This is a genomic window from Streptomyces sp. NBC_00425 (genome assembly GCF_036030735.1).
Classification (GTDB): Bacteria; Actinomycetota; Actinomycetes; order Streptomycetales; family Streptomycetaceae; genus Streptomyces.
On the sequence record NZ_CP107928.1, the window covers coordinates 8791398 to 8816977 of the forward strand.

The window sequence follows — 25580 nt, forward strand, 5'->3', positions numbered from 1 at the left end:
ACGGCCCGGAATCGGGTGACGGTCGTCATTCCCCGTCGCAGACGCCCTCTACGGCGAACTTCTGGTAGAGGTGCGGGTAGGCCACGGTTCCGGCAGGGTAGTTCGCCAGATGCGAGGCGAACTCCGGTGTGCCGAGCGCTGCACGGAGGTGCTCCGTGGACTTCCAGACCGCGACGTTGGTGAAGAGCCGGCTGCCGGCTATCCCCCGGTACAGTTGCACCGAGAGAAGGCTCCCCGACCTCTTCATGTACTCCGCGTCGTCCTTCCAGGCGGCCACCACCTCGTCCTCCTTGCCCTCCGGGGCGACAAAGGTGTTGATGATGGTGACCGGGCCGGCCTCCTCCTTCTGCTGGTCGTGGAAGTGGGCGGACTCGTCGAGTCGGCCGAAACTCAGCATGGTTCCTCCATGTACGCGCGTGTGGTGAGTTGTGATCGAGGGGCGGTCCGGGTGAGGGGCCTGGCCCCTGGGGCACCGCCCGTGGTGTGCGTTCAGGCGTGGTGCTTGTCGAGGAAGTCGGTGATGAGCTGCAGCCACTCCTCGGTCCGCTCCAGCATCGGCAGGTGGCCGGTGGCGATCTCGGCGAGTTGGGCGCCGGGGATGGTCTCTGCGAGCCGGCGGTGCAGGGCGCTGGAGACGAGGCGGTCGTCGGTGGTCGAGACGACCAGAGTGGGGACCGTGATGCCGGCGAGGTCGTCCCGGACATCGACCCGGCCGACGAGGTCGGTCTGCTCGGAGCTGCCGTCGACCGTACTGGCGGCGACGTAGCCGAGGGTCTGCCGCAGTTGCTCGGCCGGCATCGACTCCAGCGCCTGGGTGCCGAGGGCCACCATGAGCTGGAACTCGGCGAGCAGCTCGCGGTCGCCGGACGCGGCGATCTTGCTCTGGATCGAGGAGGCGAGAGAGAGCCGGTTGTCGCGGTGCGGGAAGGCGGCGGTCAGGACGAGTGCGGTGACGCGCTCGGGGTGGCGGGTGGCGGCGCGGATGGCGACCGGGCCGCCGAGGGAGTAGCCGGACACGGCGAAGCGGTCGACGCCCTCCGCGTCGGCGGCGGCGACGAGCTGGTCGGCGAGGTCGTCGACGGACAGCGGGGTGGTGGAGCGGGGGGTGTCGCCGCTGCCGGGGTAGTCGATGCCGACGACGGTGTGGCGGGCGGCGAGGGCTTCCAGGACGGGGCCGTAAGTGCCGGCCAGGCTGCTGCCGGCGCCGTGGGCGAGGAGCAGGCCGGGGCCGGAGCCGAGGCGGGTGCGGGCGAAGGCGGGTGCGGTGAGGTTGCGGGGTGACATGAGCGTCTGCCTTTCGAATCGTCGACACGCGAGAATCATCCAGTGCGTGTGATTACTTCCTCAGGTCTATCACACGGTGCGTATGATTGCCGCCTGTGACGTCAATCACACACTTCGTATGATGTGGGGGTAGGGTGGCGGCATGAAGCAGCCCCTCCACCGCCGTCAGCCGACACCGGGCAACCCACGCGTACAGCGCACCCGCAATCGCGTGCTGGCGGTCGCGCGGGAGCTGCTGCCTGAGGTCGGACCGGCCGGACTGACCTACGCCCTGCTCGCCGAGCGGTCGGAGGTGACCCGCCAGACCCTCTACCGGCACTGGCCCACCAGGGCCGCGCTGCTCTTCGACCTCGTCCTCGAAGGCCCCGACCTCGGCACCTACCCCGAACCGGGCAGCGACGTACGCGCCGTGGCCACCGCCTGGCTGAAGAGCCTGCGTGCCGGCGTCAGCGTGCCGGCCGTGCGAGCCGCGGCCCTGGCCGTCACCGCCCAGGCCGACCACGACCCCGACAGCGCCCGGGCGCTCGTCCGCATCGGCGAAGACCGCTACGTCGGCTTCAACAAGCTGCTGGAGCCTTCGGGCATCCAGATCAGCGACGACGAGTTCACCCTGCTCTACGGGCCCGTCCTCGCCCGCCTCTTCCTCGACCGCGGTCAGGTCACCGACGCCTTCATCGACGCCGTGGTCGCCCAATGGCTCACCACGCTGGAGCCCGCCGACGCACCGCAGGATCTCCGGTAGTAGTCGCCGAAAGCTCCTGACGGAGGGGAACAACCGCGTTCAGGCAGCTGGCCCGGGCTCCTGGCAACCCGTCACCGCCGCCTCTGTCGAGTGAGCCTCGCCGTCCGCTGCTGGGCACTACGGCTGCTGAGCACTACGGCACACCGGCATGGCCGCCGGTCACCTGTCCGTGTCCGCATGTGGAGCGCCGTCAGGTGCTCCGGGACGTGCTCGCCGACCCTTGGCCGGCCGAGCCGGTGTGGTCGACCAATGAACCGAGCGGTGCTCTGCGCCGGTGCGAAGCTCTCGAAGGCATGGGCGTCGCTCCGGCGATCGGCTTCATGGAGGCTTCATGTGCTGAGTGGTACGTGCTTTATGAGGCGGCTGTTGTCTGGCGGTCATGCACGTACTCCTCGTCCCGCCGGTGGGCGACATCGGCCAGCCTGCTGTGCGGCACCGGCCTTCCGCGGTCGGCGCCTCGCTGCCGGAGCTAGGCGATGACGCAGGGCATGAAGGAACCGCCCGCCTGTTCACCTCGGTGGGGCAGCGACGGCGTTGCTCGCGGGTCCGCTCCACTAGCCGACCGGTGAACGGCGGCCTACGCGGCCACGTCGGTGCTGTGGGTTCCCACGTCTGAGCGCCGGACCGGTCTGTCGGCGGCAACCGCCCAGTTCAAAGAGCGACTTGGCCGCTCACGCTCCCCGGTCGGCCGGACCGCGTGCACGCCGGCCCGGGGAGGGAGCGGTCTCCACCATCGCGGGGACCATCGCCCTTCCCGCGCGGGCCCTGCCGGCCCGGCGACGGCGCCGTGACCCACGCACACACGAACTGACTCGCACACAGAAGGAATGGGGAACTGGAAATGAACCTGCGACGGAACATCTCGCGTCGAAGGATGATTGAAGGAGCATCGGCCGCGGCACTCGTCACGGCTGCTGCGGCCACCATGCCTGCTGCCATGGCCAGTCCGGAGACGGCATCGTCCGGCCCGGGACTGCCGAAAGGCAACTGGCGTATCGACACCCACGCGCACTACTCGCCCGACGTGTACAACGACTACCTCAAGCGCTATGGCCTCCTCGGCGCCATTACCGGGGCCTACGGTCCCTGGTCGGTCGAGCGGCACGTGGCCTTCATGGACCAGTACCGGATCCAGGCCAGCGTCCTGTCGTTCGGCGACCTTCAGATCACCGTCGGCCCGGTGGACGACCGGCGCGCCACCGCCCGCGCGGTCAACGACTACGCCCGCGACCTCGTGCAGACCCGTGGTGACCGATTCGGGATCTTCGCGGTCACCCCGATGCCCGACATCGAGGGCTCGGTGGCCGAGGTGGACCGCGCGCTCGGCGAACTGGATCTCGACGGCATCTGCCTGCTCACCAACTACAAGGGCACCTACCTGGGGGACCCTTCGTTCGCGCCTCTGTACGAGATCCTCAACGACCGCGGTGCCTACGTGTACGTCCACCCGACGGGGCCGGAGAACAACCCGGCTCCCAAGTTGTGCTTCGGCCCCGACATCCCGGCCGGGAACAACGTCTTCGAGTACAACTTCGACGCGACCCGCGCGATGACGAGCCTGATCTACAACGGTGTCCTGCGGGACTACCCGAACATCCGCTGGCACTTCACCCACAGCGGCGGGGCACTGCCGTTCCTGGCCTTCCGGCTCGCGACCCGGCACTCGGCCTTCCCACCGTTCAACGAGGTGCTGCCCGAAGGCCCCCTCACGTACATGAAGCGGATGTACTTCGACAACGCACAGGCATTCACCGCCGCGCAGTTGCAGCCGCTGTCGTCGCTGGTACCCGACAGCCACATCATGTTCGGCAGCGACTGGCCGGCGACCCGCCATCTCTACGCGGCCGACAACGTCGAGACGATGCCCTTCCTCAAGGGCAGCCTGCCGAATCTCAAGGCAGGCGACCCCGAACCGAACGTCGACGAGATCTACAGCCGGCGCCGGCGGATCGCTCTCGAGCGGGACAACGCCCTCGAGCAGTTCCCGAAGCTGAAGGCGCGTATACGCCGCTCCGGCTCTCGCTGACCCGCGACCGTACGCAGGCCCGGCCTACCGCCCGCTCCCCAGGCAAGGGGCGCGGGACAGACACCGTACGCTGGCTGCGTTCGAGGCCCTCTGCCTCCATGCCGCCGGTGTCCCGCGGCCATGACTGCCGTCCCCCTCCCTCTTCCTGTCTCGGCGATGGAAAGCGAGCACGATGAGTACGCAGCGCGTTCTGGTCGTCGATGACGAGCCCAAGATCCGCATGACCGTGCGCGGCTACCTGGAGGCGGACGGTTTCCACGTCGCCGAAGCCGCGGACGGACCGTCCGCCCTGAAGGCGCTCACCCATGACCGACCGGACCTCGTGGTACTCGACGTGATGCTTCCGGGCCTGGACGGTTTCGAGGTCCTGCGCCGCATCCGGGAGGCGAGCCAGATCCCGGTGATCATGCTCACCGCCCGCGACGAGGAGGTCGACCGGCTGATCGGCTTCACCACCGGCAGCGACGACTACGTCACCAAGCCGTTCAGCCCTCGCGAACTGGCACTACGGGTGCGGGCCATCCTGCGGCGCACCGACAGCCGGTCCGAGGCGGATCACGAGGACGGCGTGCTGCGCTTCGACGGACTGACTGTCGATCGCGTGACGCGGACCGTGCAGGTAGATGCCGACCGGACGGTGGAGCTGTCCGCTCTCGACTTCGATCTGTTGTTCGCGATGGCCCGTGTCCCCGGGCGGGTCTTCACTCGGCGCGGCCTGTTGGCCCAGGTGTGGGGCGAGGACTTCTTCGGCGACGAGCGCGTCGTGGACGTGCACATCCGTACTCTGCGGCGTGCGCTGGGCGACGAGGCGAGCGCACCTCGGTTCGTAGGCACCGTCCGCACCATCGGCTACCGGTTCGTCGGGCGCCCCGCCTAGCCGGCGGCCAGGAAGGACACCTATCGATGCCGTTCTCCGGCTTCCCGGCCTACCGCCGATCTCGTGCGCGGCTGCGCCGAATCCAGCAGCGGATGTCGCTGCGTGACCGGCTGGTGCTCTCACACCTCATGGTCCTCCTCCTGGCGCTGGCGGCCATGGCGGCGATCAGCGCGCTGATCGAGGTGTGGCTCGGCTTTGACGACATCGAAGGCGACGTGGTCCTGCAGATCGGCCTCTTGTTCGGAGGGGCCGCGGCTTTCCCGGCGTCCCTCGCCCTGAGCCGGTTTCTGCTGCGTCCCCTCGACAGGGTGCGCGCCGCCACGCGTCGGCTCGCCGAGGGACACTACGACGACGTCCTCGAACTCCCCAGCGAGCCGGGCCTGGCCGCGCTGGTCCAAGACGTCAACACGCTGGCGGCAGCCCTCGATGACACCCAACGCCGCCGCGCCCGGCTCATCTCCGAGGTCGCCCACGAGATGCGCACCCCCATCACCATCCTCCGCGGCCAGATCGAGGGTGTGGCCGACGGCATCTTCGTCCCCGATGAGGCGATGTTCGCCTCCCTCGCCGACGACCTTCACCGGCTGGAGCGCTTGGCGGGCGACCTGTCCAGCCTGTCCCGGTCGGAGGAGGCGGCCTTCGATCTTCACCACGAGCCCACCGACGTGGCCACGTTGGCCCGGGCCACGGCCGAGCGGCTGCGCCCCCAGTACGACGACCAGACGGTAGTCCTGACCGTGGACGCAGGCACACCCGTCGGCACGTTCTGCGACCCGGACCGGATCACTCAGATCCTGGTGAACCTGCTGGGCAACGCACTGGCCGCATGCGATCCGCACGGGCATGTGGTGCTGTCCGTGCACACCGAACCTGCTCCCGTACGCCACGTCACCGTCCGCGTCACGGACGACGGCATCGGCATCGCCGCACACAACCTCGAACGCGTCTTCCGCCGCTTCGAACGCCTCGAGCGTCTCGGTCGACCTGCTGCTGCCGGTGGCAGTGGCATCGGCCTGACCATCGCCCGGGGCATCGCCCGAGCCCACGGCGGAGACATCACCGCGGAATCCGCTGGACCGGGCAAGGGCGCAACGTTCACCCTTCGCCTACCGCAGGAACACGTCCCCGGGGCCGGCATGCCTCCGGTCTCCCGCTGACTCCAACGACCCAGCCCGGAACGGCGGTGATGAGCAGGTCGCGGTCGCGAAGACGCCGAGCCGTGCGCCCGGTGAGCGTCGCCGGCTCCGGAGACAGTGCGGCTGCCGCGGCGCGCGACACGGCCGGCGTCCCGCAGGAACCCCGGCCGGCGACGCCCGGATCGCATCGGCGAGCACGGCTGTACTGCCGGCCCCGGATGGTTTCGACAGGCCCCGAGGATCAGGCCAGTCCCAGAAGTGCTTCGGCGTTGCCGGCCAGGATGCCCTGGGTGTCCGCTGCGTCGAGCCCGGCCCGTTCGATGTAGGCGACGGTGTCGAGGTAGTGCTCGCCGCCCTGGTACGGGAAGTCGCTGCCGAGGACGAGCCGGTCCGCGCCGACCGCCTGGACCGCGGCCTGCAGTGCCGCCTGGGAACTGTGGGCGACGGTGTCGTACCACATCCGGCGCGCCGCCTGGCTCGGCGGAAGGGGGGCGTCAGGTGCCTCGAAGTGGGCGAGGTTGTCCCACCGCTCCAGCAGCATGGGCAACGCGCCGCCGAAGTGGGAGTTGAGGATGCGTACACGGGGGTAGCGCGTCACGAACCCACGGGTGATGAGCTGGGCCGCTACGACGGTGTCCTCCACGGGCGCGCCGACCATCCAGGTGAGGTGGTGGTCGGTGATCTGCGGGGAGGCGACGCCGTCGCCGGCGGGGTGGAGGTACATCACGGTGCCGCGGCGGTCGAGTTCCTGCCATACCGGTGCGAAGGCAGGGTCGGTCAGCGCCCGGCCCGCGGCAGAGGTGGTCAGGGCCACGCCCACCACCCCCGGCGCCTCGAGGACGCGGTCGAGTTCGGTCAGAGCCGCGTCGACGTGCGGCAGAGGAAGCACGACGAAGGCCAGGAAGCGGTCGGGGTGGCGGTCCACCAGGGCGACGTACCGGTCGTTGATCATGTGTGCGGCTGCGGCGGCCTGCTCCGGATCCGGCAGAGCGCCCGTCATGGGTGAGGCCGAGATCACCTGTCGGTCCACACCGGCCCGTTCCATCAGGGAGAAGCGGGCCTCGAGCTCCTTGTCGGTGTCGTCGGCCCCGAGCCCGCGCTGGCCGCCGGTGGTCGTGACGCCCGAGTCGGCCAGGAAGTCCAGGTAGTCGCTGGGGTAGACGTGAGCGTGCGTGTCGATCCGCATGACGGAGTTCCTCAATCGTCGAGCGAAGGGGGAAGGGGGAAAGGGGAAGGAGGGGAGTGGGAGGTGGGAGGTGGGAGCGGATTCCAGCGGTGCAGGAAAGACCGCTGGGCGAAATGGATACGCCGAGCTACTTGTCGACCAGGGACATGTGGTGCTCGTTGTAGCGGTTTCCCTGTACCCCGACGCGGCCGACGAGTCCGTCGAGGTCGGCGAGTTCGTCGGCGGAGAGGGGCAGTCGGGTGGCGCCGATGTTCTCCTCGATGCGTGCGGTGCGCCGGGTTCCGGGGATCGGAACGACCGACGGATGCCGTGCGAGCAGCCAGGCGAGCGCGACCTGGCCCGGTGTGGCGTCCTTGGCCTGCGCGAGCAGGGTGACGTGGTCGACGAGCGCTTGGTTCGCTGCCCGGTTCTCGGCTGTGAACCGTGGGATGTTCGTGCGGACGTCGTCGGCGGTGAACGGCGTCGTGGCGTCCACCGTCCCGGTCAGGAACCCCTTGCCGAGCGGGCTGAAGGGTACGAATCCGATGCCGAGTTCCGAGCAGGTCGGCAGAACCTCATGTTCGGGGTCCCGGGTCCACAGCGAGTACTCGCTCTGTACTGCCGTCACCGGGTGGACCGCGTGGGCGCGGCGGATGGTCTGCGCACTGGCCTCGGAAAGCCCGAAGCAGCGCACCTTGCCTTCCTGTACGAGCTCCCCCACGGCTCCGGCGACGTCTTCGATGGGCACGTCCGGATCGACGCGGTGCTGGTAGAAAAGGTCGAGCGTTTCGACCCCGAGCCGTTTGAGGGAGGCCGTGGCGACGGCTCGGATCTGCTCGGGCCGGCTGTTGAGTCCGGCGGGGGCGCCGTTCTCGATGCGGAATCCGAACTTGGTGGCGATCACCGTCTGGTCTCGCACCGGGGCGAGGGCTTCTCCCAGGAGCTCTTCGTTGACGTAGGGGCCGTACACCTCCGCGGTGTCGAAGAACGTGACTCCGCGGTCGACGGCGCCACGCAGTACGGCGATCATGTCGGTGCGATCGCCGGGATTGGGGCCGTAGCTCTGGGACATTCCCATGACGCCGAGACCGATGGCGGAGACATGCAGGTCGCGTCCGAGCGTTCGGGTGTGCATTGTTCCTCCTCGTTGCTGCCGACTCGTTGCTGTCAATGCCGGTGGGTGGGCTTCAGGCCATTGGCAGGCCGCCGCCGCATCCGGTGTTGTCGCAGACTGCTTTTCATTCGGGTGATCGCGCTGAGGGCCCGCGTACGTGGTTCACCGCGCTGTCCGCGGAAACAGGCGCTGGGCGTTCGCCGTCGTGAGCGATCGCCATGTCGTGTCCCGCGCCGGTGGTTCGGCCGCGTCGATCGCCGCGATGTGGGCGTCGGCCAGCGGCGCGGGCGTCCAGCAGTAGTCGCTGCCGAAGAGCACGCGGTCAGGGTCGACGAGCTTCAGCAGTGCGGGGACCTGGCGAGGGAAGGCTGTGCTCGCCATGTCGTAGTACAGACCGCGGAGTTGCTGCACCGCGTCGGGGCCGGGCGGTTGCCGCGCATGCAGGAACAGGCTCATGAACTCGTTGATGCGGTCGGCCAGGACGGGAATCGCGCCGCCGCAGTGCGGGACGATCACCCGCATGTTCGGATGACGCGTCAGGACGCCCTCCATCACCAGGTCCGTGACGGTCCGGGCCGTGTCGAAGATGTACTCGACCATCGGACGCGGTCTGCCGAGCGCCGACTGCTCCCAGCAGACGGGCGAGGTGGGGTGCAGGAAGACCACCGCCCGCCGCCGGTCGAGCTCCGCGAAGACCGGGTCGAGGCGCTGGTCGCCCAGGTACACCCCGTGGGTGTGGGTCAGCAACGCCACGCCGTCGGCGCCGAGTTCGTCGAAGGAGAAGGCGATCTCCTCGACCGCGCCGTCGACGTCCGGCAGCGGAAGTGACACGAAGTTGCCGAAACGGCCCGGGTGGTCCCGGGTCAGTTCGGCGGTGTACTCGTTGACGCGCCGGGCTAGGAGGCGGGCCGCCTTGTCGTCGCCGAAGTGCACACCGGGGGAGGACATGGAGAGCATCGCGGTCTCGATGCCGTTGCGGTCCATCAGATCGAGATGGGCTTGCAGGGACCAGGACGGCCAGCCGCCCATGCCGTCGGGGTGGGCGTGGCCTGCGGCCGTCGCGTGCTGGACGTAGAAGTCGGGAAGCATGTGGGCGTGGACATCGATGAGGCTGGAGGACATGGCAGCGGGATTCCTTCTCGTGGGGCTCGCGTCGTCAGGGCACGCACCGCAAGCGGCCTACTCCACCTGCTCGCCTCCGGCCAACCGGACCTCTTCGTTGTCCAGGGCCGCCTGGAGACGGCGGAGCACGGTGTCGTCGATCTGCGACTCGTCGCGCAGGCGGACGACGGTCGCACGCTTCGTGGCGATGAGGGCGAGGCGGAGCTCGGTGTAGTGGTGGTTGTGGAGCAGGGCCGGATCGTCGTCGGTGCCTGCGCCCCTTGCCCGTACGGTCGCCAGGTTGGCCTCGTACTCCTGGCGCAGCCACTCCACGACTTTCGGAGTGGTCCCCTGTTCGGCGGCGAGCCGGGGCAGCGCCTTGATGGCTTCCTCGGTCGCCGCCGTCTCGGCGAGGACCTGCTCCTCGTCGACGGACGTGTCGCGCGGCAGCCGGGCCCAGCGCACCACGCCCGGCAGCAGCAGTCCCTGCACCACGAGGGTCACCACGATGACGCCGGAGGTGACGAAGACGATGAACGCCCGTCCGGGGAACGGCTCGCCCGAGTCGAGGTTCTCCGGCACGGAGAGCGCCACGGCCAGCGACACAGCGCCCCGGAAGCCCGCCAAGCCGCTGACCACTCGTGCCCGGTCGCTCATTCTCCGCAGCCGCTGCTCGGGACGCCGGTCGATCGCGCGGATCAGGTAGGCGGAGGAGAACAGGAACGCGAACCGGACCGCGACCAGGACCACGCTGACTGCCCCGATCGCGATGAGGGCGTCCCTGAGGTCGGATCGGCTCAAGTGGCGCAGCGCGTACTGCAGTTCCACTCCGACCAGGACGAACAGGGCGCCGTTGATGATGAACGTGGCCAGCGGCCAGAAGGCCAGTGCCTGACGGCGGTGATCGGCGCGGATGAGGCTCGGAGCGACCTGGGCCATGATCAGACCGCTCACGACGACCGCGAGGACACCAGAGGCGTGAATCTGTTCGGCCAGCAGATATGCCGTGAACGGCGCCAGGATCATGACGAGATTGCCGAGCAGGGGATCGTCCAGCCGGCGCCGCAGGTTCATGTTGACCCAGGCGACCGCCACTCCGACCGCGGCCCCTCCGCCGTAGGCCAGCAGGAACAGCGCTCCGACGTGCGGCAGTGTCAGGTGTTCCTCGCCTACGGTGATACCGACCGCCAGGCCGTAGACGACCAGTGCGGTGCCGTCGTTGACGAGGCTTTCCGCACGCAGCACAGTGATCTGACGGCGCGGCAGGGAGCCCGCCAGGGCGCTCACTGCGGTGGCGTCGGTGGGAGCGACGGCCGCGCCCAGGGCCCACGCCGGTCCCCACGGCAGCCCGAGCGCATGCCCGGCGACCGCCACAGCACCTGCGGTGAGGATCACCAGGACCGTGCTCAGCAGGACGATGCCGCGCAGGTTCGTACGGATCTCCCGCATCGAGGTGGTGAGGCTCTCCCAGTAGAGCAGTACGGGAAGGAAGAGCAACAACACTACTTCGGGAGGGAGTTGGGTCTGGCGGACGGCCGGGACGAGGCCGATGAGCGCGCCCACGACGAGCAGCACGACGGGCGGCGCGACGTGGAAGCGCTGCCCCAGAACGTTGCCCACCAGCACGGCCGCACCCAGGACGACAACGAGTTCGAGACCGAGCATGGTGCTTACTCCTGTGGGGGACTGGCTGTCGGCGTTGGCCCAACGGCGGCGGCTTCCACCGGGATCGCCTCGGTCATCGGGGCACCAGTCGCAGTGTCGTGGAGCGCGCCGCGACCAAGGGGTTGACGTACGCGCCGCCGAAGCGGCCGTACTTGGTGCGGTACGCGGTGTCGACGCGGTCGTCGACCTCGGAGTCCGCCACCTGAACGAACGTGACGTCCTTGTCGACGCCTCCGGAGCGGATGTGCCCCTCGTGGCCGGAGCGGGCCGTGCGCCACCAGCCGCCGTCCGTACCGCGGAAGGAGCGGACGTACAGATCGTCGCCGTCGCGGACGACCCAGACCGGCACCGGACCCCGCAGAGTGCCGTCGTCGCGGCGCGGCGCCATCTCCAACTCGTCGGCCGCGGCGATGCGGTCGAGCTCGTCGTTCGTCCATTTCGTCATCGGTGTTCTCCGGTCGAGGAGGCGGCGGGCGGGGCGGACGAGCGGGAACTCCTGAGGGGCGGCGCGCCGCTGTGGTGAAGGGTGCCGGAGGACTCGTGGTCAGCTGGGAGTGCTGGTGAGCGGGTCACCGAGGTGGGTACGGGTGATTCCGAGTGAGTCCTCGAAAACGCGATAGTCGTCGATCAGTCCGTCGGCGACGGTGAAACGCAGGATCATCTCGCTCTCGAGTACCTGTCCCGAGGGGTGGAACCGGGAGGAGTACCAGCCCGGCGCCCAAACCCGTCCGTCGACCTCCACCATGGTGCCCAGCTCGAACGCGAGCGGCTCGACGGCGGCGAAGAACGCGGTGAGGGACTGCCGGATCTCCACCGGCCCGGTGCGGCTCCCGGCCCACGGGGTGAGCGCTGGATCGCCCGGGATCGTCCAGGTCGCCTCAGGGGTGAAGTGGGAGAGCACGCGCTCCATGTCACGCGTGCCGAAGGCATCGAAGTACGCCTCGACGGTGGCGATCGCCTCGCTGGTCATGGCTGTAGGTCCGTTCTGTCTGGCGGCCGCGACGGGCAGGCGGCCGAGCCGCCGCCCGACGGGGCCGGCGGTCCTGGGAGCCGTCGACCGGCGCTCACCACCGCCCGGGCTTCAGGTCACGGGCGCAGCAATGCCTTGACGGCGCGGCGCTCGTCCATGGCCTTGTAACCTTCTGCGACCTCGTCCAGGGGCAGAGTGAGGTCGAAGACCTTGCCCGGGTTGATACGGCCGCCGACGACGCGCTCGATCAGGTCGGGAAGGTAGGCGCGCACGGGGGCGGGACCACCGCGCAGACCGACGTGGGAGAAGAAGAGTTCCTGGCCGTCGATCTGCACGTCGTGCGGCATGCCGACGAAGCCGACATTGCCGCCGGGGCGGGTGGACTGCAGGGCCTGGTGCATGGACTGCTGGGTGCCTACGCATTCGAGGACGGACTCGGCGCCGATGCCGTCGGTCAGTTCCTTGACGCGGGCCACGCCATCCTCGCCGCGTTCGGCGACGATGTCGGTCGCGCCGAATTCCAGGGCCAGTTTCTGCCGGGACTCGTGCCGGCTCATGGCGATGATGCGCTCGGCGCCCAGTTCCTTGGCGGCGATGACCCCACACAGGCCCACCGCCCCGTCACCGACGACCACGGCCGTCGAACCGGGTTTGACCTCGGCGGCCTTGGCGGCGTACCAGCCTGTGCCCATGACGTCGGAGAGCGCCAGCAGGCTGGGGATCAGCTCCTCGGCCGGCTGCTCCGGGGTGGCGACCAGGGTGCCGTCGGCGAGGGGGACGCGGACGTACTCGGCCTGGCAGCCGTTCGGGAAGTCCCGGTGCAGACAGGAGGTGTGATACCCGGCCCGACAGATCGGGCAGGTGTTGTCGGAGGCGATGAAGGAGCCGATGACGAACTGGCCGGGCTTCACAGCCGAGACGTCGCTGCCGATCTCTTCGACGATGCCGACGTACTCGTGGCCGATCGGCTGCGGCTCGTTGACCGGGTTGATGCCGCGGTAGCTCCACAGGTCGGAGCCGCACACGCAGGTGGCGACGGTGCGGATGACCGCGTCCGTGGGCGCCACGATCTTCGGCTCGGGGGCGTTCTCCACCCGGATGTCCCCAGGCGCGTGAATGATGGTTGCTCGCATGATGGCTTCCCGGTTCCTTTCGGTCTGTCGTGGCGTCAGGGGCGGGTACGGGTGCTGACGCGCGGGGCGTTGTAGTCGTCGTCCGGGACGTGTTCGAGCCAGGTGGTGTCGTCCGTCTCCCACAGCGCGAGATGGACCATGAACTGGTCGGGAGCGGCACCGTGCCAGTGCTCCTCACCCGGGGGTGTGTGGATGACGTCGCCGGGATGGGCCTCGGTGACGTCGCCGCCACGGGACTGCACCAGCGCGACGCCCTCGACGATGTAGAGGGTCTGGCCCAGGGCGTGGGAGTGCCACGCGGTGCGGGCGCCGGGAGTGAATCGGACCAGGTTGGCCCGCATCCGCGAGGGGTGCTCACCGCGGTGGATCACGTCGGCGTAGGCGTCGCCGGTGAACCACTCGGCCGGGAGCTTCATGGTGGGAGGCCGCTTCAGCAGTTCCATGGTGTGTCGTTCCTCCGGTGTGGTGCTGCCGCCGGACCATGCGGCGGCGAGGTGGGGGGAGCCCGGGACGTGGGGGTGTGCCTGGGCGGAGGAGTATCAGCCGGACTGGTCGGACTTCTCCACGATCTCCTTGAGCTGGGTCATCGCAGTCATGGCGTTGGGCCATCCGGCGTAGAAGGCCAGATGGGTGATGGCCTCGACCAGCTCGTCCTTGGTCACGCCGTTCTCCAGCGCCTTGCCGAGGTGGAAGCTGAGCTGGTCGGCTCGGTACAGGGCGGCGAGAGCGGTGACGGTGACGAGGCTGCGGTCGCGCGGGGACAGACCCGGCCGCTCCCAGATGTCGCCGAACAGGACGGTGTCGGTCACCTCCGCGAGCTTGGGGGCGAACTCCTGGATCGCCGGCGGCGCGAACTTCTTCCGTTCTGACATGAGGTGGTGCTCCTAGCCTGTGTGCGGGGGGATTCACGCCGCTCGGTCTTGAGCCGGGTGGCGGGAGGGGTGCTCACCGAAGAACGAGGTGACTCGGCGAGGGCGGTCAGACGTATTCGTCCTCGCCGTGTGGGTCGAAGCGGGACGTACCGTCGATCCAGAACAACTCCGTCGGCACCCCGGCGCAGGCGACTGGATCGCGGAAGACGACCGGGTCCTGACCGCCACCGAGCCGGACGCGCAGCAGGCCGCCGAGGCAGGCGGCGCTGACCGTGCCGACCGCCCTGATGCGACGGTCGCTCATGGCGGCGTACACCGCGTGGCCGCTGCTGGAGATGCCCAGCACGCCGAGGCGCTCGGGAGGGACGCCCTTCCGGGTGCTGAGGTAGCTGACGGCGCTCTTGACGTCCTCGCCTCGCCGGACGGGGTGCTCCAGGAAATAACGGCGTTCGCCTTCACTCGCGCCTGGTGAGCGGCGTCGAAGGCGAGGGCGGCGAAGCCCGCCACGGTCGGACGCCGGGCGTGGAGTCCGGCGGTCTGCTCCTGAACCCCACGGCTCTACGACCACGATCGCGGGCAGCGGATGTCCGGCGCGGGAGTCGGGAGTGTGCAGGTGACCGGTCGGCGTCAGGCCATTGCTGACGAAGGTGACATCCGTCCGCACTGTTCTCACTCGCCTCCTCTGCCTGCAGTATGGAAATACGCGATATCGGTGACGTGTGAAAGCAATTCTGACCCGGGGGTGGGCCGTCCCGCTTGTTCGGGTGGATGCTCTGCGTAGGTCGCCTCTGATCGCCGAACACGCCATTGACCCTGCCACCTCCACGGGAATCCGCAAAGGGGAGAATTCCACCCTGGGGAGCAGTTATCCAGGGGAGGGATTCTTACCCCCCTTGTGCGGACCGAGCGGTGTGACACTGGCTGGCATGACCAGCGACGCGCATCTGAACGAGCTGGGACAATTCCTCAAGCTGCGGAGAGCCGAGTTGAGCCCGCGCACGGTCGGCCTGCCCGACACCGGTGGCCGGCGGGTGCCTGGCCTGCGCAGGGAGGAAGTCGCCCTTCTCGCCTCCATCAGCACCGACTACTACACCCGGCTGGAGCAGGGCCGCATCCAGCCGTCCGTGTCAGTGCTGGCCGCACTCGCCCAGGTCCTGCGTCTGGCCGACGACCAGCGCGACCACCTGTTCGAGCTGGTCGGCCGACGGTCGGCCCGACCTCGCCGCCGGGCCGCACCGAAGGTGCATGCGCAGTTGCGTCGCCTCCTCGACGATCTCACCGTGAGTCCCGGCGTGGTCATCGGCCGCCGTATGGACATCCTGGCGTGGAATCCGCTCGCATCCGCCCTGCTGACCGATTTCGAGAAGGTGCCGGAAGACAAGCGCAACTGCGTCCGCATCCTCTTCATCGAGCCCTCCATGCGGACGCTCTGCGCGGACTGGCGGGCCGCCGCCCGTGGCTGCGTGTCGCACCTGCGTATGACGGCCGCCGCATCCCCGGACGACCCGCGGCTGACCGGCCTGGTCGGCGAACTCTCCGTGCAGGACAAGGACTTCGGGCGGTGGTGGGGGAGCAGTCACGTGGCGTCGCGCGGGCGGGGCATGAAGCGGTTCCACCACCCCCTCGTCGGCGAACTCGTCCTCGACCGGGACACCTTCACCTGCGGCAGCGATCCCGATCAGGAACTCGTCGTCTGGACGGCGGAACGCGGCACGCCCTCGTACGACGGGCTACGCGCCCTCGCCTCAGGGGCATCAGGTCGGCTCGGCGGGCCCGCAGCCGATCAGGTCGACTGGCCTGACGGTCTGATCCGGCCTCGCTGACTTGGGAAGAACGAGATGTCGACCAGACCTGGGAGAAAACTCTCGCCCTGATTTTGCAGGTGAATACCGCGACACTGAATGCCATGCGCATGAATGAATATTTGCCTGAACTGGGAGAATTCCTCATTGCGTGCCGGGCCCGACTCAGTCCGCGAACGGTGGGCCTGCCCGAGTTCGGAGCGCCCCGACGAGTGACGGGGCTGCGCCGTGAGGAGGTCGCCCATCTCGCGGGGATCAGCAGCTACTCCTACGCGCGGTTGGAGCAGGGGCGTGCCCCTGCGCCGAAGTCGGTGCTCGCCGCTCTCGTCCGTGTTCTGCACCTCGACGACGACCAGCGTGACCACCTGTTCGCGCTGGCCGCGAAGGACGAGCGCCCGCCGCGCCGCAGACCGGCGCAGAAGGTCCAGCCCCAACTCAGGCGTCTCCTGGACGAACTGAGCGCGACCCCCGCGCTCGTCCTGGGTCGTCGCACGGACGTCTTGGCCTGGAACGCGATGGCAGCGGCTCTCCTCACCGACTTCGAACGGGTTCCGGACAAGAAGCGCAACTACGCCCGGCTGCTCTTCACTGACCCCGCCTTCCGGGAGCTCCACCTCGACTGGAGGACGATCGCCCGGATCTGCGTCACCCAGCTACGCATGGAGGCCGCCAAGTGCCCCGGCGATCGCGAGTTCACCGCACTGGTCGGAGAGCTGTCGGTGACCGACGCCGACTTCCGGCAGTGGTGGGCAGGCCGCCAGATGCCCGGCCTGCGGGTCGGCACGAAGAGGCTGCGGCATCCGATCGCCGGTGACCTCACCCTCGACTGGGACAGCCTGACCTGCACGGCCGACCCCGTGCAGCAGCTTGTGGTCCTGACCGCGGAGCCCGGGACCTCATCCCATGACGGACTGCGCTTCCTCGCGTCGTGGACTGCCGACCCGGACCAGCGGGCGCCGGATGCGACAGCTTGACCGAAACGGCGCGAGTGGTCCATGACCGGCCTCGACCGCGCCCAACCGGCGTTCCTGGAAGGGAATCGCGACCCTGGGTCCTGCAACGGGGCTGTCCAGGACGGCTCCGACGCCGTGATCACACCAGCCACCCCGAGATCATCCCAGGCTGGAGGCGATCACCGACCAGTGGGCACGGAAGGCAGCGACCAGTTCCTCCAGCAGCACATGGAGGACGCCCGCCAACTGGCGAGCGTCCTGCGGCTCTGCATCGAGAAGGACGTCCCGCCGGCCTTCCTCTGAACCCCACCGACCACGGAATAGCCGACCGAAACCGTGCTTCGTGTTCAATGCCTGCCCGACCGGATGCAAGTGGGTGGCCGGCGGTATCTCGGCACATCCCGCCACTGCGCAGACGGGATGGGGTGGCATGCAGAACAGCTTGATCAGGAATTCTGTACTACTGCGAGCCCGGTCACAGTGGATGTGATCGCCGACCGCGTCGGCGCGTGCCGGAGTCCGGCGGGTGGGGCGGGGGGCGCGTTGCGCCGTCCCGGAGCGACGGACCGGGGCGCCGCCGAGGTGGTGTCAGGCGGGCTGTGGGGCGGGCGTTGCCGGAGCGGCGGCGACCTTGCGGGTCTCGCGCAGCATCAGCAGTCCGTTGACCGCCATCAGCGTCGCCGTCAGGCCGTGGACGCCGAGCGCGGTGGCGACGGAACCGTGGTGGGTCAGCACGGTGGCCATGTCGCCGTACGCGGCGAGGGCTTCCACCAGCAGAACCCAGCCCAGCGCCCGGCGGTGGCCCGTCACCAGCAGGACGCCCAGGACCAGGGCCAGGACGACGTCGCGGATTCCCTTGACGACCAGGAAGCCGCCGCCGTCGCCGGACGGCCGGTTCGGCAGGCCGAAGCCCGCGGCCGCCGTCTCCGGGCTCAGGATGAACTCCGTCCCGAACCAGAGGATGAAGACGACGAAGGCGGCGGTCAGAGCGGTGTTGATCCTCTTCGGTGACATGGTTCTCCCTGCGGGTCTCGTCAGCTGGGTGAGCTGCTCGGTGAGCGTCGTGGAGCTTCTCGGTCCGCGGGTGTGCCCGCGGGATCAGGTGAGTGCGGCGACGAGCAGGGCGAAGGCCGCGATGAGGATGGCTACGCGGACGTAGTGGTAACGGTTCCAGCGGTCCGTCTGCTCCTTCCAGTCGGCGGGCCGGTTCTCCGGGGTCCACGTCTTGTTCCTGTTGTTGATCGGGACGAGCAGCAGCAGCGACATGATCACGCTGAGGATCAGCAGCGCGCCGGCGGTGACGACGAGGCCGGCGCCGGTGTGGTGCCGTCCGGCGACGGCCCAGACCGCGACGAGGGCGAGCGAGGTGAGGTACCAGACGGGCATCACGGCGCCGAGCATCCGGCCCCCGTGGGCGCGGCCGAGTTGGCCGCTGTCCTCCGGGAGGGCGTTGAAGATCGGGTTCATGACGAAGGCGACGGAGAACTCCACCCCCACCATCACGCCGAAGGACACGGTCGTGACCACCTCGAGTGCGTTGAGCATGATGACCCTCCACGGATCTAGTGTTGCTAGCGGATGAGGCAACGCTAGTACTACTGCCGCTCGTCTGTCTAGCGGTGCTAGGGTCGAGGTATGTCGGTACAGGAACGCAAGCAGCGTGAACGGGCGGAGCGCGAGCGCCTCATCGTGGCGACGGCCCGCGAACTCGCCGAGCAGCAGGGCTGGGACGCGGTCACCACCCGTCGGCTCGCCGAGCGCATCGAGTACAGCCAGCCCGTGCTCTACAGCCACTTCCGCGGCAAGCGCGAGATCATCGGCGCCGTCGCCCTGGAGGGCGCCGCCGAGCTGGCCGTGGCGGTGCGTGCCGCGACCGGCGCCGCGGACGGCCCGCGCGAGCGGGTCCTCGCGCTCGCGCGCACCTACCTCGACTTCGCCGCACGCAACGTGGCGGTCTACGACGCCCTGTTCCAGCTCGACGGCGGCCTGGCGTACGCACGGGAGGACACCCCGGAACCTCTCAAGGACGCATTCGCCGCGCTGCTGGAGAGCCTGGGCGAGGTCGCCGGGGACGGCGTCCCCCCGGGGCTGTTCACCGAGGTGTTCTGGGCGTCCCTGCACGGCCTCGCGACCCTGACCCGGGCGGGGCGGCTGCTGCCGGAGGACGCCGTGCAGCGGGTGGAGCTGCTGGTGGACCGGCTCGCCGTGGTCTGACACACCGTCCGGGCGGGCACGCAGCCGGAGCGCGGGGAGCTCACGGCGCGCCGCGCGTCCACGCCGTGCTCCGGCGGGCAGGGGACGCAGCGGCGGCGCCGTCGGCCTCGAACGCGACCGACGCCGTCGACGGCGCGTACCAGGTCCGAGCCCCGCGCGGTGCACAGCAGCACGGAGGCGTCCGCGTCCAGGGAGAAGCCGACCGGAAGCACCGCCGGCCGCGCATGCCGGGTGTGGACGACACGGCCGACCGGGACGCGCGCGAGCAGGCGCAGGCACTCCTGCCGGTCGAGTCCGCGAAAGCCGTCGTCGTGGAACATTCACGCGCCGTGTCGCCGTGCGGGTCCCGCACACAGATCCGCGCGCGGCGGTCGCACACCGCCCGGGCGGCTCTCAGTCGTGGGGGACGACGGCGACGGGGCAGCGGCCGTGATGGATGGCGGCCTGGGCGATCGGTCCCAGGTGGTGTCCCGTGCCGCGCCGGTGCGCGCGTCTGCCCACGACCAGCAGCGCCGCGCCCTCGGCGGCCCGCACGACGGCCTTGGCCGGACTCGCGAGCCGGATGCTCTCGGCGACCTCCACCTGCGGGTACTTCTCCTGCCAGGGGCGAAGCGCATCGCCCAGCGCCTTGCGCGCGTCCTTCGTCATCTCCTCGGTGACGGCGTGGTCGGCGCCCCACGGCATGCGTGCGTGGAGCGGCACGCTGCGGCCGTGGACGGCCACGAGGGGAGCACCCCGGGCGGCGGCGGTGTGGAAGGCGAAGTCGAGCAGTCCGTCACCGGCGGTGTGCAGTTTCAGCGCCACGACCACCCGGGCCGGCGGGGCGGGGGCGCGGTCCTCGTCCGCCGGCTCCGCGCGGACGAGGACCACGGGCCGCTCCGCCCGGGCCACGACCGGCAGGCTGACCTCGCCCATGAAGTAGCTCTCGACGGCCTCCATCCCCCGCGAGCCGAGCACCAGCATCTCGGCCTCCGAGGCCGCCTGGAGCAGGGCCTCGTGGGCGTCCTCGGCGACCAGGCTCCCTACGACGGTCAGACCCGGGTGGCGTGTCTGCAGTTCCGCCTGCGCGGTGTGGACCAGACGCTTCGCCCAGTAGTTCTGGTCGATCTCGGAGGGCAGCCGCGCGGGTTCCGGCGCCAGAAGGGGCCAGGCATGCAGCAGCCGCAGGGTCAGCTTGCGCTTCTCGGCCTCGTCGGCGGCCCAGCGGGCGGCGGCGAGGCTGGCGGGTGAGCCGTCGAGGCCCACGGTGACGACCGGTTGCATGGCAGCGGCCTCCGTCTCGTACGAAGCCGGATGCGACGGTGAGCGAGTGCGGTGGCAGGGACTGGTGCGACATCGTCGGCATGCCGGGCGTGGGGCGTTCCTCTCCCTTCGAGGAGACCCCAGTTCCCTCCGCGGCGCATGTGGACCGCAGGCACGGACCCGGCCCCGGCGGGGACCCGTCGGCCTCGGGAACGGGGGAACCGAAGCCCGTAGTGCCGTCCGGCCGTCCCTGGCAGACTGCCGCTATGACGGGCGACCCGGGCTTGTTCACTCCGCGCAGCGTGACCTGGCAGATGCACGACGACCCGATGATGTGGGTCGCCGGGATCCGCGCGCTCTACCTCCAGGCGCTGCACCCGCGAGCCGTACGCGGCGTCACGCAGAACTCCGACTTCCGGCGTGACGCCTGGGGCCGGCTGATGCGGACCGCCGAATTCGTCGGCACCACGGCGTACGGCACGGCCGAGGCGGCCGAGAAGGCGGGCGCCCGCGTCCGCCGGATCCACCGCAAGCTGTCCGCGACCGACCCGGAGACGGGGGAGCGGTACGGCGTCGACGAGCCCGCACTGCTGCTGTGGGTGCACTGCGCCGAGATCGACTCCTATCTGCACGTGCTGCGCCGCTCCGGCTACCCGCTCACCGACGCCGCCGCCGACCGCTACCTCGCCGAACACCGCGTCAGCGCCCGTCTGGTCGGTCTCGACCCGGAGTCGGTGCCCGCCGACCGGGCGCAGATGGCGGCGTACTTCGACCGGACCCTCCCCGAGCTCGCCGCGGGAGCGGAGGCCCGCGAGGTCGACGACTTCCTGCGCCGTCCGCCCGTCCACCCGCTGCTCGTTCCGGCGCGCGCGGTGCTGTGGCGGCGCGTGGCGGATCTGGCGTACGCCTCGCTGCCCCCGTACGCCCACGCGCTGTACGGCAGACCGGCCCCCGAACCCGACGTCGTCACCCGCCGGCTGCGCGCCACGGGCGCGGCGCTGCGCTGTGTTCCCGCACGTCTGCGATGGCTGCTCCCGCCCAAACACGTCCTGCGGGCGATGGCGAGACTGGGCCCCGAAAGCCGTCCGGCACCGTACAAGGTGCGACGATAGGCCGCCATACTGAACCCTCTGGGGGAGGGCTGGAAGGCGACGGGGGCGGCACACCATGGCGGAGAGCAGACTGATCCAGGGCCGGTACCGGCTGCTGGACCGGATCGGACGCGGTGGCATGGGCGAGGTGTGGCGGGCCCGCGACGAGTCCCTCGGCCGGCAGGTCGCCGTGAAGTGCCTCAAACCGGCCGGCCCGCACCACGACCCGTCCTCGGGACGCGTCCTGCGTGAGAGGTTCCGGCGCGAGGGCCGGGTGGCCGCCGCGCTCCAGCACCGCGGGGTGACGGTCGTCCACGACTTCGGCGACCACGAAGGCGTCCTCTTCCTCGTCATGGAACTCCTGGACGGCCGCAACCTGTGCCAGCTGCTGGACGACGGCGAACGCCGGCCGCTGCCGGTGCCGCAGGTCCTCGACATCGCCGACCAGGTGGCCGCGGCCCTCGCCTACACCCACCGGCAGGGCGTCGTGCACCGCGACCTGAAGCCGGCGAACATCGTGCGCCTCGGCGACGGCACCGTGAAGATCTGCGACTTCGGCATCGCCCGCCTCAGCCACGACGTGGGCTTCACCTCCCGGCTAACCGGCACCGGCATCGCCATGGGCACCCCGCACTACATGTCGCCCGAGCAGATCGCGGGCGAGGAGGTCGACCGGCGCAGCGACCTGTACTCGCTGGGATGCGTGCTCTACGAGATCGCCACCGGCCGTCCGCCGTTCGACCTGGACGACCCCTGGGCGATCCTCGTCGGACACCGGGACACCCCGCCCCGGCCGCCGCGCGAGCACCGCGCCGACCTGCCGGCCCACCTCGACCGGGTCATCCTCGACCTGCTCGCCAAGCAGCCCGCCCAGCGCCCCCAGGACGCCCGGGACATCGTCCAGCGCCTCGCCGACGCCGCCCCCGGCGCACCGGGCCGCCTGACCGCGCCCGTGCCGCAGCGGCCCGGGCCGCGGCCGTCCGAGCGCCACGCGGCCGCCGGCGCCGGCCCCCGACTGCCTTCCTGGACCCGGGGCATGACCGTCGGCCACCCGGCCGTCGGCGCCGGACCGCGGGCCGCGGGCCCGGACACCGGGGCGGCCCTGACCGACGAGTGGATACCCCGGGCGACCCTCGTGGCGGTACCGACCCCGGACGGTGCGCAGGCCCCGTGAACCCCGGTCGAGCGGTGTCCGCCGGCGCGCGCCGCACGACGACACGGACGGCCTCGAACCGCACGGCCCGGCCGCACGCGCCGAGACGGGGGAGGCGCCGGGGCCGCAGGGCGCGCGCCGGCCTGCCGGCCGCTGCCCGCCGTCACGCCCGGGCCGATCAGCAGCGCTGTTGCCGCTCCCAACCCAGCTCCGAGTACGGCCGCCCGGCGCGGATCCCGGCGACGGCCGTGCGCGCGTAGGGGACCATCGGCTCCGGCAGCGCGTCCAGCGGCCACCAGCCCCAGCTCAGACACTTGTCCGGCTCCAGCAGCCGCGGCTCGCCGCCCCAGCGGCGGGCCCGGAAGACGAGCTGCAGGCGCGGCCGGACGGCGGGCGAGTCGACGACGTGCACCACGTGCACGAGCTCGACGTCTCCTGCCGCGATCTCCAGTCCGGCCTCTTCCCCGGCCTCGCGGACGAGACACGCCACCGCGGACTCCCGCTCGCAGTGGCCGGCCAGGAAGTGGTGGTTCAGGGGCGCGAACGGCGAGTCCGGATGGCGCAGCCCGAGCAGGATCTCGCCGTCGCGTTCCAGGTAGAGGTGGACGCCGACGGCGTTGAGGACGGTCTCCCGCACGGTCGGCTGCGGCGTCGGGGCGACGGGGGCCGCCTGGTGCAGGGCGACGACCTGCGCGGCGCCCGGCGCCATCGTCAGGTGCGCGGTGGTCGCCGCGTCGAAGAACGCGAACATGATGCCCTCGGTGACCGGCAGCCGTGAGGGATCGCCGTCCCAGCCGCCCAGGAAGATCTGGATGCCGTCGACGACCGCGTACCGGGCCAGCCCCTCGAGGACCAGTCCCGTCTCCTCCAGCAGCTCGCGGGCGACGGCCTCCTCGGGCGTCTCGTCCCCCTCGCACGCGCCGCCGGGCAGCGACCAGAGGCCGGCGTCACAGATCGGTTTGTGCGCGTCCCGCAGATGCAGGAGGTACTGGCCGCGCCGGTTGACCAGCAGGGCGGCGCAGTTGCGGGACTCGGCTGCGGGCATGGCGGGCGTCCGGGCGGTCATGGGCTCCCCCTGAATCCAACGGGCTTGCGCTTCAACGCACTTGAGGTCGTGACGATCGTAGGGGAGCCCGGACCGCACCGGCCCGCGCTTCGGATTGCGGCTCCGCAGGCCCCGAGCGGCCCGGCGCAGCCCCCTCTGGCCGACCTTGATCGGCTCGTGTTACGAAGAACCATGGCTGCACACGAGGGACACCACGGACGAGAGCGGCACCAGGGCGATCGGGATCAGCGGGATCACCTGGGCCGCCGCGTCTACGACGCCGTCGTCGTCGGCGGCGGGCACAACGGCCTGGTCGCCGCCGCCTACCTGGCCCGGGCCGGACGGTCCGTGCTGGTGCTGGAGCGGCTGGACCACACCGGGGGAGCCGCCGTCTCCACCCGGCCGTTCGCCGGGGTCGACGCCCGGCTCTCGCGCTACTCCTACCTGGTCAGCCTGCTGCCGCAGAAGATCGTGCGGGATCTGGGGCTCAGTTTCCGCGTCCAGGGCCGCACGATCTCCTCATACACCCCGGTGGAACGCGACGGACGGGCCACCGGGCTGCTGGTGGGCGGCGGCGCCCGGCGCACACGGGAGGCGTTCGCGCGACTGACCGGCGGCGAGCGCGAGTACGCGGCCTGGGAGCGTTTCTACGACATGACCGGGCGGGTCGCCCAGCGGGTGTTCCCCACGCTCACCGAGCCGTTGCCGACCCGCGAGGAGCTGCGCCGGCGCGTCGACGACGAGGAGGCCTGGCGGACCCTGTTCGAGGAGCCGATCGGCGTCGCCGTCGAGGAGCGCTTCGCGGACGACCTGGTGCGCGGCGTGGTCCTGACGGACGCCCTCATCGGCACCTTCGCCGACGCCCACGACCCCTCGCTCCGGCAGAACCGCTGCTTCCTCTACCACGTGATCGGCGGCGGGACCGGCGCCTGGGACGTCCCCGTCGGCGGCATGGGCGCCCTCACCGACGCCCTGGCCGCCGCCGCCCGCGACGCGGGCGCGGTCCTCGCCACCGGCCACGAGGCCGTGCGGATCGACACGGACGGCCGCACCGCGGAGGTCGCCTACCGCACGGCCGACGGCGAGGGAGTCGCCGTGGCCCGGCACGTCCTGGTGAACGCCTCGCCGCAGGCGCTCGCGGCCCTCACCGGCGAGACACCGCCGGCCCCCGCCGAGGGCGCCCAGCTCAAGGTGAACATGCTGCTCGAGCGGCTGCCGAGGCTGCGGGACAGCTCCGTCGACCCGCGCGAGGCGTTCGCCGGCACCTTCCACATCGCCGAGGGCTACCGTCAGCTGGCCGCCGCCCACGCCCAGGCCGCCGTCGGCGAGCTGCCCGCCGCCCCGCCCTCCGAGATCTACTGCCACTCCCTGACCGACCCGAGCATCCTCGGCCGCGACCTCGTCGAGCGGGGGTACCAGACGCTGACGCTGTTCGGCCTGCACACGCCCGCCCGGCTGTTCGCCCGGGACAACGACGCCGTGCGCGAGGAGCTGCTGCGGTCGACCCTCGCCCAGCTGGACGCCCACCTCGCCGAGCCCCTGGCGGACTGCCTGGCCACGGACGCCGACGGCCGCCCGTGCATCGAGGCGAGGACCCCGCTCGACCTGGAGCGCGACCTCGGGCTGCCCGGCGGCAACATCTTCCACCGCGACCTGAGCTGGCCCCACGTCCAGGAGGGGGCAGGGCGCTGGGGCGTGTCGACCCCGCACGCCAACGTGCTGCTGTGCGGGGCCGGCGCGGTGCGCGGCGGCGGAGTGAGCGGCGTGCCGGGACACAACGCCGCCATGGCGGTGCTCGAAGAGCACACCGGAGCCTGACGACGGGCATCCGGTCAGGCGTCCGTTCAGGCACCCGATCGCGCACCCGATCGCGCATCCGATCGCGCATCCGTTCAGGCGCCCGATCGCGCATCCGGTCGGGCATCGGACGGCAAGAATCTGACGGTCTATCAGAAAAGCTCTTCCGTCGTCCGCGTCGCTGCGGCATCCTGCGCC

25 protein-coding genes and 2 pseudogenes are annotated in these 25580 nt (G+C 70.6%); 10 read left to right on the forward strand and 17 right to left on the reverse strand.

Annotation, left to right across the window (positions count from 1 at the left end; translation table 11 throughout):
• Nucleotides 1-25: 25 nt before the first annotated feature.
• The gene (locus OHS82_RS38720) at nucleotides 26-397 is read right to left on the reverse strand and encodes an antibiotic biosynthesis monooxygenase family protein (RefSeq protein ID WP_328435568.1); all 372 of its coding nucleotides are present in this window, start codon (nucleotides 395-397) and stop codon (nucleotides 26-28) included.
• 92 nt (nucleotides 398-489) lie between these two features.
• Nucleotides 490-1284 (reverse strand): alpha/beta fold hydrolase, encoded by a 795-nt coding sequence (locus OHS82_RS38725; RefSeq protein ID WP_328435569.1) that lies wholly within the window; start codon nucleotides 1282-1284, stop codon nucleotides 490-492.
• Nucleotides 1285-1426: 142 nt separating this feature from the next.
• On the opposite strand from OHS82_RS38725, the gene OHS82_RS38730 reads away from it, so the two are divergent.
• The 4 genes from OHS82_RS38730 (at nucleotide 1427) to OHS82_RS38745 (ending at nucleotide 6086) form a co-directional block, all read left to right on the forward strand.
• On the forward strand, nucleotides 1427-2026 hold the full coding sequence (locus OHS82_RS38730; protein WP_057581608.1) for a TetR/AcrR family transcriptional regulator: 600 nt from the start codon (nucleotides 1427-1429) through the stop codon (nucleotides 2024-2026).
• A 937-nt stretch (nucleotides 2027-2963) separates the two neighbouring features.
• Nucleotides 2964-4052, forward strand: a complete 1089-nt coding sequence (locus tag OHS82_RS38735; RefSeq protein ID WP_328435570.1) for an amidohydrolase family protein — start codon at nucleotides 2964-2966, stop codon at nucleotides 4050-4052.
• 172 nt (nucleotides 4053-4224) lie between these two features.
• Nucleotides 4225-4929 carry a response regulator transcription factor gene (locus OHS82_RS38740; protein WP_057581613.1) on the forward strand — a complete coding sequence of 235 codons (705 nt, stop codon included), beginning with the start codon at nucleotides 4225-4227 and terminating at the stop codon, nucleotides 4927-4929.
• A 26-nt stretch (nucleotides 4930-4955) separates the two neighbouring features.
• Nucleotides 4956-6086, forward strand: a complete 1131-nt coding sequence (locus OHS82_RS38745) for a sensor histidine kinase (protein ID WP_328435571.1) — start codon at nucleotides 4956-4958, stop codon at nucleotides 6084-6086.
• Nucleotides 6087-6306: 220 nt separating this feature from the next.
• Here OHS82_RS38745 and OHS82_RS38750 read toward each other — a convergent pair whose 3' ends face one another.
• The 10 genes from OHS82_RS38750 to OHS82_RS38795 form a co-directional block, all read right to left on the reverse strand.
• A complete protein-coding gene (locus tag OHS82_RS38750) occupies nucleotides 6307-7251 on the reverse strand; it encodes an amidohydrolase family protein (protein ID WP_328435572.1) in 945 nt (314 codons plus the stop codon).
• Nucleotides 7252-7378: 127 nt separating this feature from the next.
• Nucleotides 7379-8365, reverse strand: coding sequence for an aldo/keto reductase (locus OHS82_RS38755; RefSeq protein WP_057581617.1), 987 nt, complete (start codon nucleotides 8363-8365; stop codon nucleotides 7379-7381).
• A gap of 141 nt (nucleotides 8366-8506) precedes the next feature.
• Nucleotides 8507-9466 carry an amidohydrolase family protein gene (locus OHS82_RS38760; protein WP_328435573.1) on the reverse strand — a complete coding sequence of 320 codons (960 nt, stop codon included), beginning with the start codon at nucleotides 9464-9466 and terminating at the stop codon, nucleotides 8507-8509.
• 57 nt (nucleotides 9467-9523) lie between these two features.
• Complete coding sequence (locus OHS82_RS38765) at nucleotides 9524-11110, reverse strand: Na+/H+ antiporter (RefSeq protein WP_328435574.1); 1587 nt, start codon at nucleotides 11108-11110, stop codon at nucleotides 9524-9526.
• A 73-nt stretch (nucleotides 11111-11183) separates the two neighbouring features.
• Complete coding sequence (locus OHS82_RS38770; RefSeq protein WP_057581623.1) at nucleotides 11184-11555, reverse strand: DUF2255 family protein; 372 nt, start codon at nucleotides 11553-11555, stop codon at nucleotides 11184-11186.
• A 99-nt stretch (nucleotides 11556-11654) separates the two neighbouring features.
• Entirely contained in the window at nucleotides 11655-12080 is a 426-nt protein-coding gene (locus tag OHS82_RS38775; RefSeq protein WP_328435575.1) for a nuclear transport factor 2 family protein, read from the reverse strand.
• A 116-nt stretch (nucleotides 12081-12196) separates the two neighbouring features.
• Complete coding sequence (locus tag OHS82_RS38780; protein ID WP_057581626.1) at nucleotides 12197-13213, reverse strand: zinc-dependent alcohol dehydrogenase family protein; 1017 nt, start codon at nucleotides 13211-13213, stop codon at nucleotides 12197-12199.
• A gap of 35 nt (nucleotides 13214-13248) precedes the next feature.
• Nucleotides 13249-13656 carry a (R)-mandelonitrile lyase gene (locus tag OHS82_RS38785; RefSeq protein ID WP_057581628.1) on the reverse strand — a complete coding sequence of 136 codons (408 nt, stop codon included), beginning with the start codon at nucleotides 13654-13656 and terminating at the stop codon, nucleotides 13249-13251.
• A 96-nt stretch (nucleotides 13657-13752) separates the two neighbouring features.
• Nucleotides 13753-14085: a carboxymuconolactone decarboxylase family protein gene (locus OHS82_RS38790; protein WP_057581630.1), complete on the reverse strand. Its 333-nt coding sequence runs from the start codon at nucleotides 14083-14085 to the stop codon at nucleotides 13753-13755.
• 106 nt (nucleotides 14086-14191) lie between these two features.
• Nucleotides 14192-14758, reverse strand: coding sequence for an alpha/beta hydrolase (locus OHS82_RS38795; RefSeq protein WP_328435576.1), 567 nt, complete (start codon nucleotides 14756-14758; stop codon nucleotides 14192-14194).
• A gap of 253 nt (nucleotides 14759-15011) precedes the next feature.
• Here OHS82_RS38795 and OHS82_RS38800 point away from each other — a divergent pair, with 253 nt between their 5' ends.
• Together OHS82_RS38800 and OHS82_RS38805 are read left to right on the forward strand one after the other, a co-directional pair.
• On the forward strand, nucleotides 15012-15908 hold the full coding sequence (locus OHS82_RS38800) for a helix-turn-helix domain-containing protein (protein WP_328435577.1): 897 nt from the start codon (nucleotides 15012-15014) through the stop codon (nucleotides 15906-15908).
• An 83-nt stretch (nucleotides 15909-15991) separates the two neighbouring features.
• Complete coding sequence (locus OHS82_RS38805) at nucleotides 15992-16861, forward strand: helix-turn-helix transcriptional regulator (protein WP_057581644.1); 870 nt, start codon at nucleotides 15992-15994, stop codon at nucleotides 16859-16861.
• 567 nt (nucleotides 16862-17428) lie between these two features.
• Here the strand turns inward: OHS82_RS38805 and OHS82_RS38810 are convergent.
• Nucleotides 17429-17854 (reverse strand): DUF4267 domain-containing protein, encoded by a 426-nt coding sequence (locus tag OHS82_RS38810; RefSeq protein WP_057581646.1) that lies wholly within the window; start codon nucleotides 17852-17854, stop codon nucleotides 17429-17431.
• An 84-nt stretch (nucleotides 17855-17938) separates the two neighbouring features.
• Entirely contained in the window at nucleotides 17939-18385 is a 447-nt protein-coding gene (locus tag OHS82_RS38815) for a DUF1772 domain-containing protein (RefSeq protein ID WP_057581647.1), read from the reverse strand.
• Between the two features lie 90 nt (nucleotides 18386-18475).
• On the opposite strand from OHS82_RS38815, the gene OHS82_RS38820 reads away from it, so the two are divergent.
• A complete protein-coding gene (locus OHS82_RS38820) occupies nucleotides 18476-19054 on the forward strand; it encodes a TetR/AcrR family transcriptional regulator (protein ID WP_057581650.1) in 579 nt (192 codons plus the stop codon).
• A gap of 82 nt (nucleotides 19055-19136) precedes the next feature.
• Here OHS82_RS38820 and OHS82_RS38825 read toward each other — a convergent pair.
• Nucleotides 19137-19374 (reverse strand): annotated as a pseudogene (locus tag OHS82_RS38825) (pyridoxamine 5'-phosphate oxidase family protein); the annotation flags it as partial.
• Nucleotides 19375-19447: 73 nt separating this feature from the next.
• A complete protein-coding gene (locus tag OHS82_RS38830; protein ID WP_057581651.1) occupies nucleotides 19448-20317 on the reverse strand; it encodes a universal stress protein in 870 nt (289 codons plus the stop codon).
• A gap of 245 nt (nucleotides 20318-20562) precedes the next feature.
• Here OHS82_RS38830 and OHS82_RS38835 point away from each other — a divergent pair, with 245 nt between their 5' ends.
• Nucleotides 20563-21408: an oxygenase MpaB family protein gene (locus OHS82_RS38835; protein ID WP_057581653.1), complete on the forward strand. Its 846-nt coding sequence runs from the start codon at nucleotides 20563-20565 to the stop codon at nucleotides 21406-21408.
• Between the two features lie 55 nt (nucleotides 21409-21463).
• A pseudogene (locus OHS82_RS38840) lies at nucleotides 21464-22558 on the forward strand (protein kinase domain-containing protein); the annotation flags it as partial.
• Between the two features lie 160 nt (nucleotides 22559-22718).
• On the opposite strand, the gene OHS82_RS38845 reads toward OHS82_RS38840, so the two are convergent.
• A complete protein-coding gene (locus tag OHS82_RS38845; RefSeq protein WP_057581655.1) occupies nucleotides 22719-23606 on the reverse strand; it encodes an NUDIX hydrolase in 888 nt (295 codons plus the stop codon).
• A 171-nt stretch (nucleotides 23607-23777) separates the two neighbouring features.
• On the opposite strand from OHS82_RS38845, the gene OHS82_RS38850 reads away from it, so the two are divergent.
• Nucleotides 23778-25403: a phytoene desaturase family protein gene (locus tag OHS82_RS38850; protein WP_328435578.1), complete on the forward strand. Its 1626-nt coding sequence runs from the start codon at nucleotides 23778-23780 to the stop codon at nucleotides 25401-25403.
• Nucleotides 25404-25580 lie beyond the last annotated feature (177 nt).

Excerpts from the sequence above, each read along its gene's own strand:
- OHS82_RS38720 (WP_328435568.1), bottom strand. The coding sequence starts at position 397 with ATGCTGAGTTTCGGCCGACTCGACGAGTCCGCCCACTTCCACGACCAG.
- OHS82_RS38725 (WP_328435569.1), bottom strand. The coding sequence starts at position 1,284 with ATGTCACCCCGCAACCTCACCGCACCCGCCTTCGCCCGCACCCGCCTC.
- OHS82_RS38730 (WP_057581608.1), top strand. The coding sequence starts at position 1,427 with ATGAAGCAGCCCCTCCACCGCCGTCAGCCGACACCGGGCAACCCACGC.
- OHS82_RS38735 (WP_328435570.1), top strand. The coding sequence starts at position 2,964 with ATGGCCAGTCCGGAGACGGCATCGTCCGGCCCGGGACTGCCGAAAGGC.
- OHS82_RS38740 (WP_057581613.1), top strand. The coding sequence starts at position 4,225 with ATGAGTACGCAGCGCGTTCTGGTCGTCGATGACGAGCCCAAGATCCGC.
- OHS82_RS38745 (WP_328435571.1), top strand. The coding sequence starts at position 4,956 with ATGCCGTTCTCCGGCTTCCCGGCCTACCGCCGATCTCGTGCGCGGCTG.
- OHS82_RS38750 (WP_328435572.1), bottom strand. The coding sequence starts at position 7,251 with ATGCGGATCGACACGCACGCTCACGTCTACCCCAGCGACTACCTGGAC.
- OHS82_RS38755 (WP_057581617.1), bottom strand. The coding sequence starts at position 8,365 with ATGCACACCCGAACGCTCGGACGCGACCTGCATGTCTCCGCCATCGGT.
- OHS82_RS38760 (WP_328435573.1), bottom strand. The coding sequence starts at position 9,466 with ATGTCCTCCAGCCTCATCGATGTCCACGCCCACATGCTTCCCGACTTC.
- OHS82_RS38765 (WP_328435574.1), bottom strand. The coding sequence starts at position 11,110 with ATGCTCGGTCTCGAACTCGTTGTCGTCCTGGGTGCGGCCGTGCTGGTG.
- OHS82_RS38770 (WP_057581623.1), bottom strand. The coding sequence starts at position 11,555 with ATGACGAAATGGACGAACGACGAGCTCGACCGCATCGCCGCGGCCGAC.
- OHS82_RS38775 (WP_328435575.1), bottom strand. The coding sequence starts at position 12,080 with ATGACCAGCGAGGCGATCGCCACCGTCGAGGCGTACTTCGATGCCTTC.
- OHS82_RS38780 (WP_057581626.1), bottom strand. The coding sequence starts at position 13,213 with ATGCGAGCAACCATCATTCACGCGCCTGGGGACATCCGGGTGGAGAAC.
- OHS82_RS38785 (WP_057581628.1), bottom strand. The coding sequence starts at position 13,656 with ATGGAACTGCTGAAGCGGCCTCCCACCATGAAGCTCCCGGCCGAGTGG.
- OHS82_RS38790 (WP_057581630.1), bottom strand. The coding sequence starts at position 14,085 with ATGTCAGAACGGAAGAAGTTCGCGCCGCCGGCGATCCAGGAGTTCGCC.
- OHS82_RS38800 (WP_328435577.1), top strand. The coding sequence starts at position 15,012 with ATGACCAGCGACGCGCATCTGAACGAGCTGGGACAATTCCTCAAGCTG.
- OHS82_RS38805 (WP_057581644.1), top strand. The coding sequence starts at position 15,992 with ATGCGCATGAATGAATATTTGCCTGAACTGGGAGAATTCCTCATTGCG.
- OHS82_RS38810 (WP_057581646.1), bottom strand. The coding sequence starts at position 17,854 with ATGTCACCGAAGAGGATCAACACCGCTCTGACCGCCGCCTTCGTCGTC.
- OHS82_RS38815 (WP_057581647.1), bottom strand. The coding sequence starts at position 18,385 with ATGCTCAACGCACTCGAGGTGGTCACGACCGTGTCCTTCGGCGTGATG.
- OHS82_RS38820 (WP_057581650.1), top strand. The coding sequence starts at position 18,476 with ATGTCGGTACAGGAACGCAAGCAGCGTGAACGGGCGGAGCGCGAGCGC.
- OHS82_RS38830 (WP_057581651.1), bottom strand. The coding sequence starts at position 20,317 with ATGCAACCGGTCGTCACCGTGGGCCTCGACGGCTCACCCGCCAGCCTC.
- OHS82_RS38835 (WP_057581653.1), top strand. The coding sequence starts at position 20,563 with ATGACGGGCGACCCGGGCTTGTTCACTCCGCGCAGCGTGACCTGGCAG.
- OHS82_RS38845 (WP_057581655.1), bottom strand. The coding sequence starts at position 23,606 with ATGACCGCCCGGACGCCCGCCATGCCCGCAGCCGAGTCCCGCAACTGC.
- OHS82_RS38850 (WP_328435578.1), top strand. The coding sequence starts at position 23,778 with ATGGCTGCACACGAGGGACACCACGGACGAGAGCGGCACCAGGGCGAT.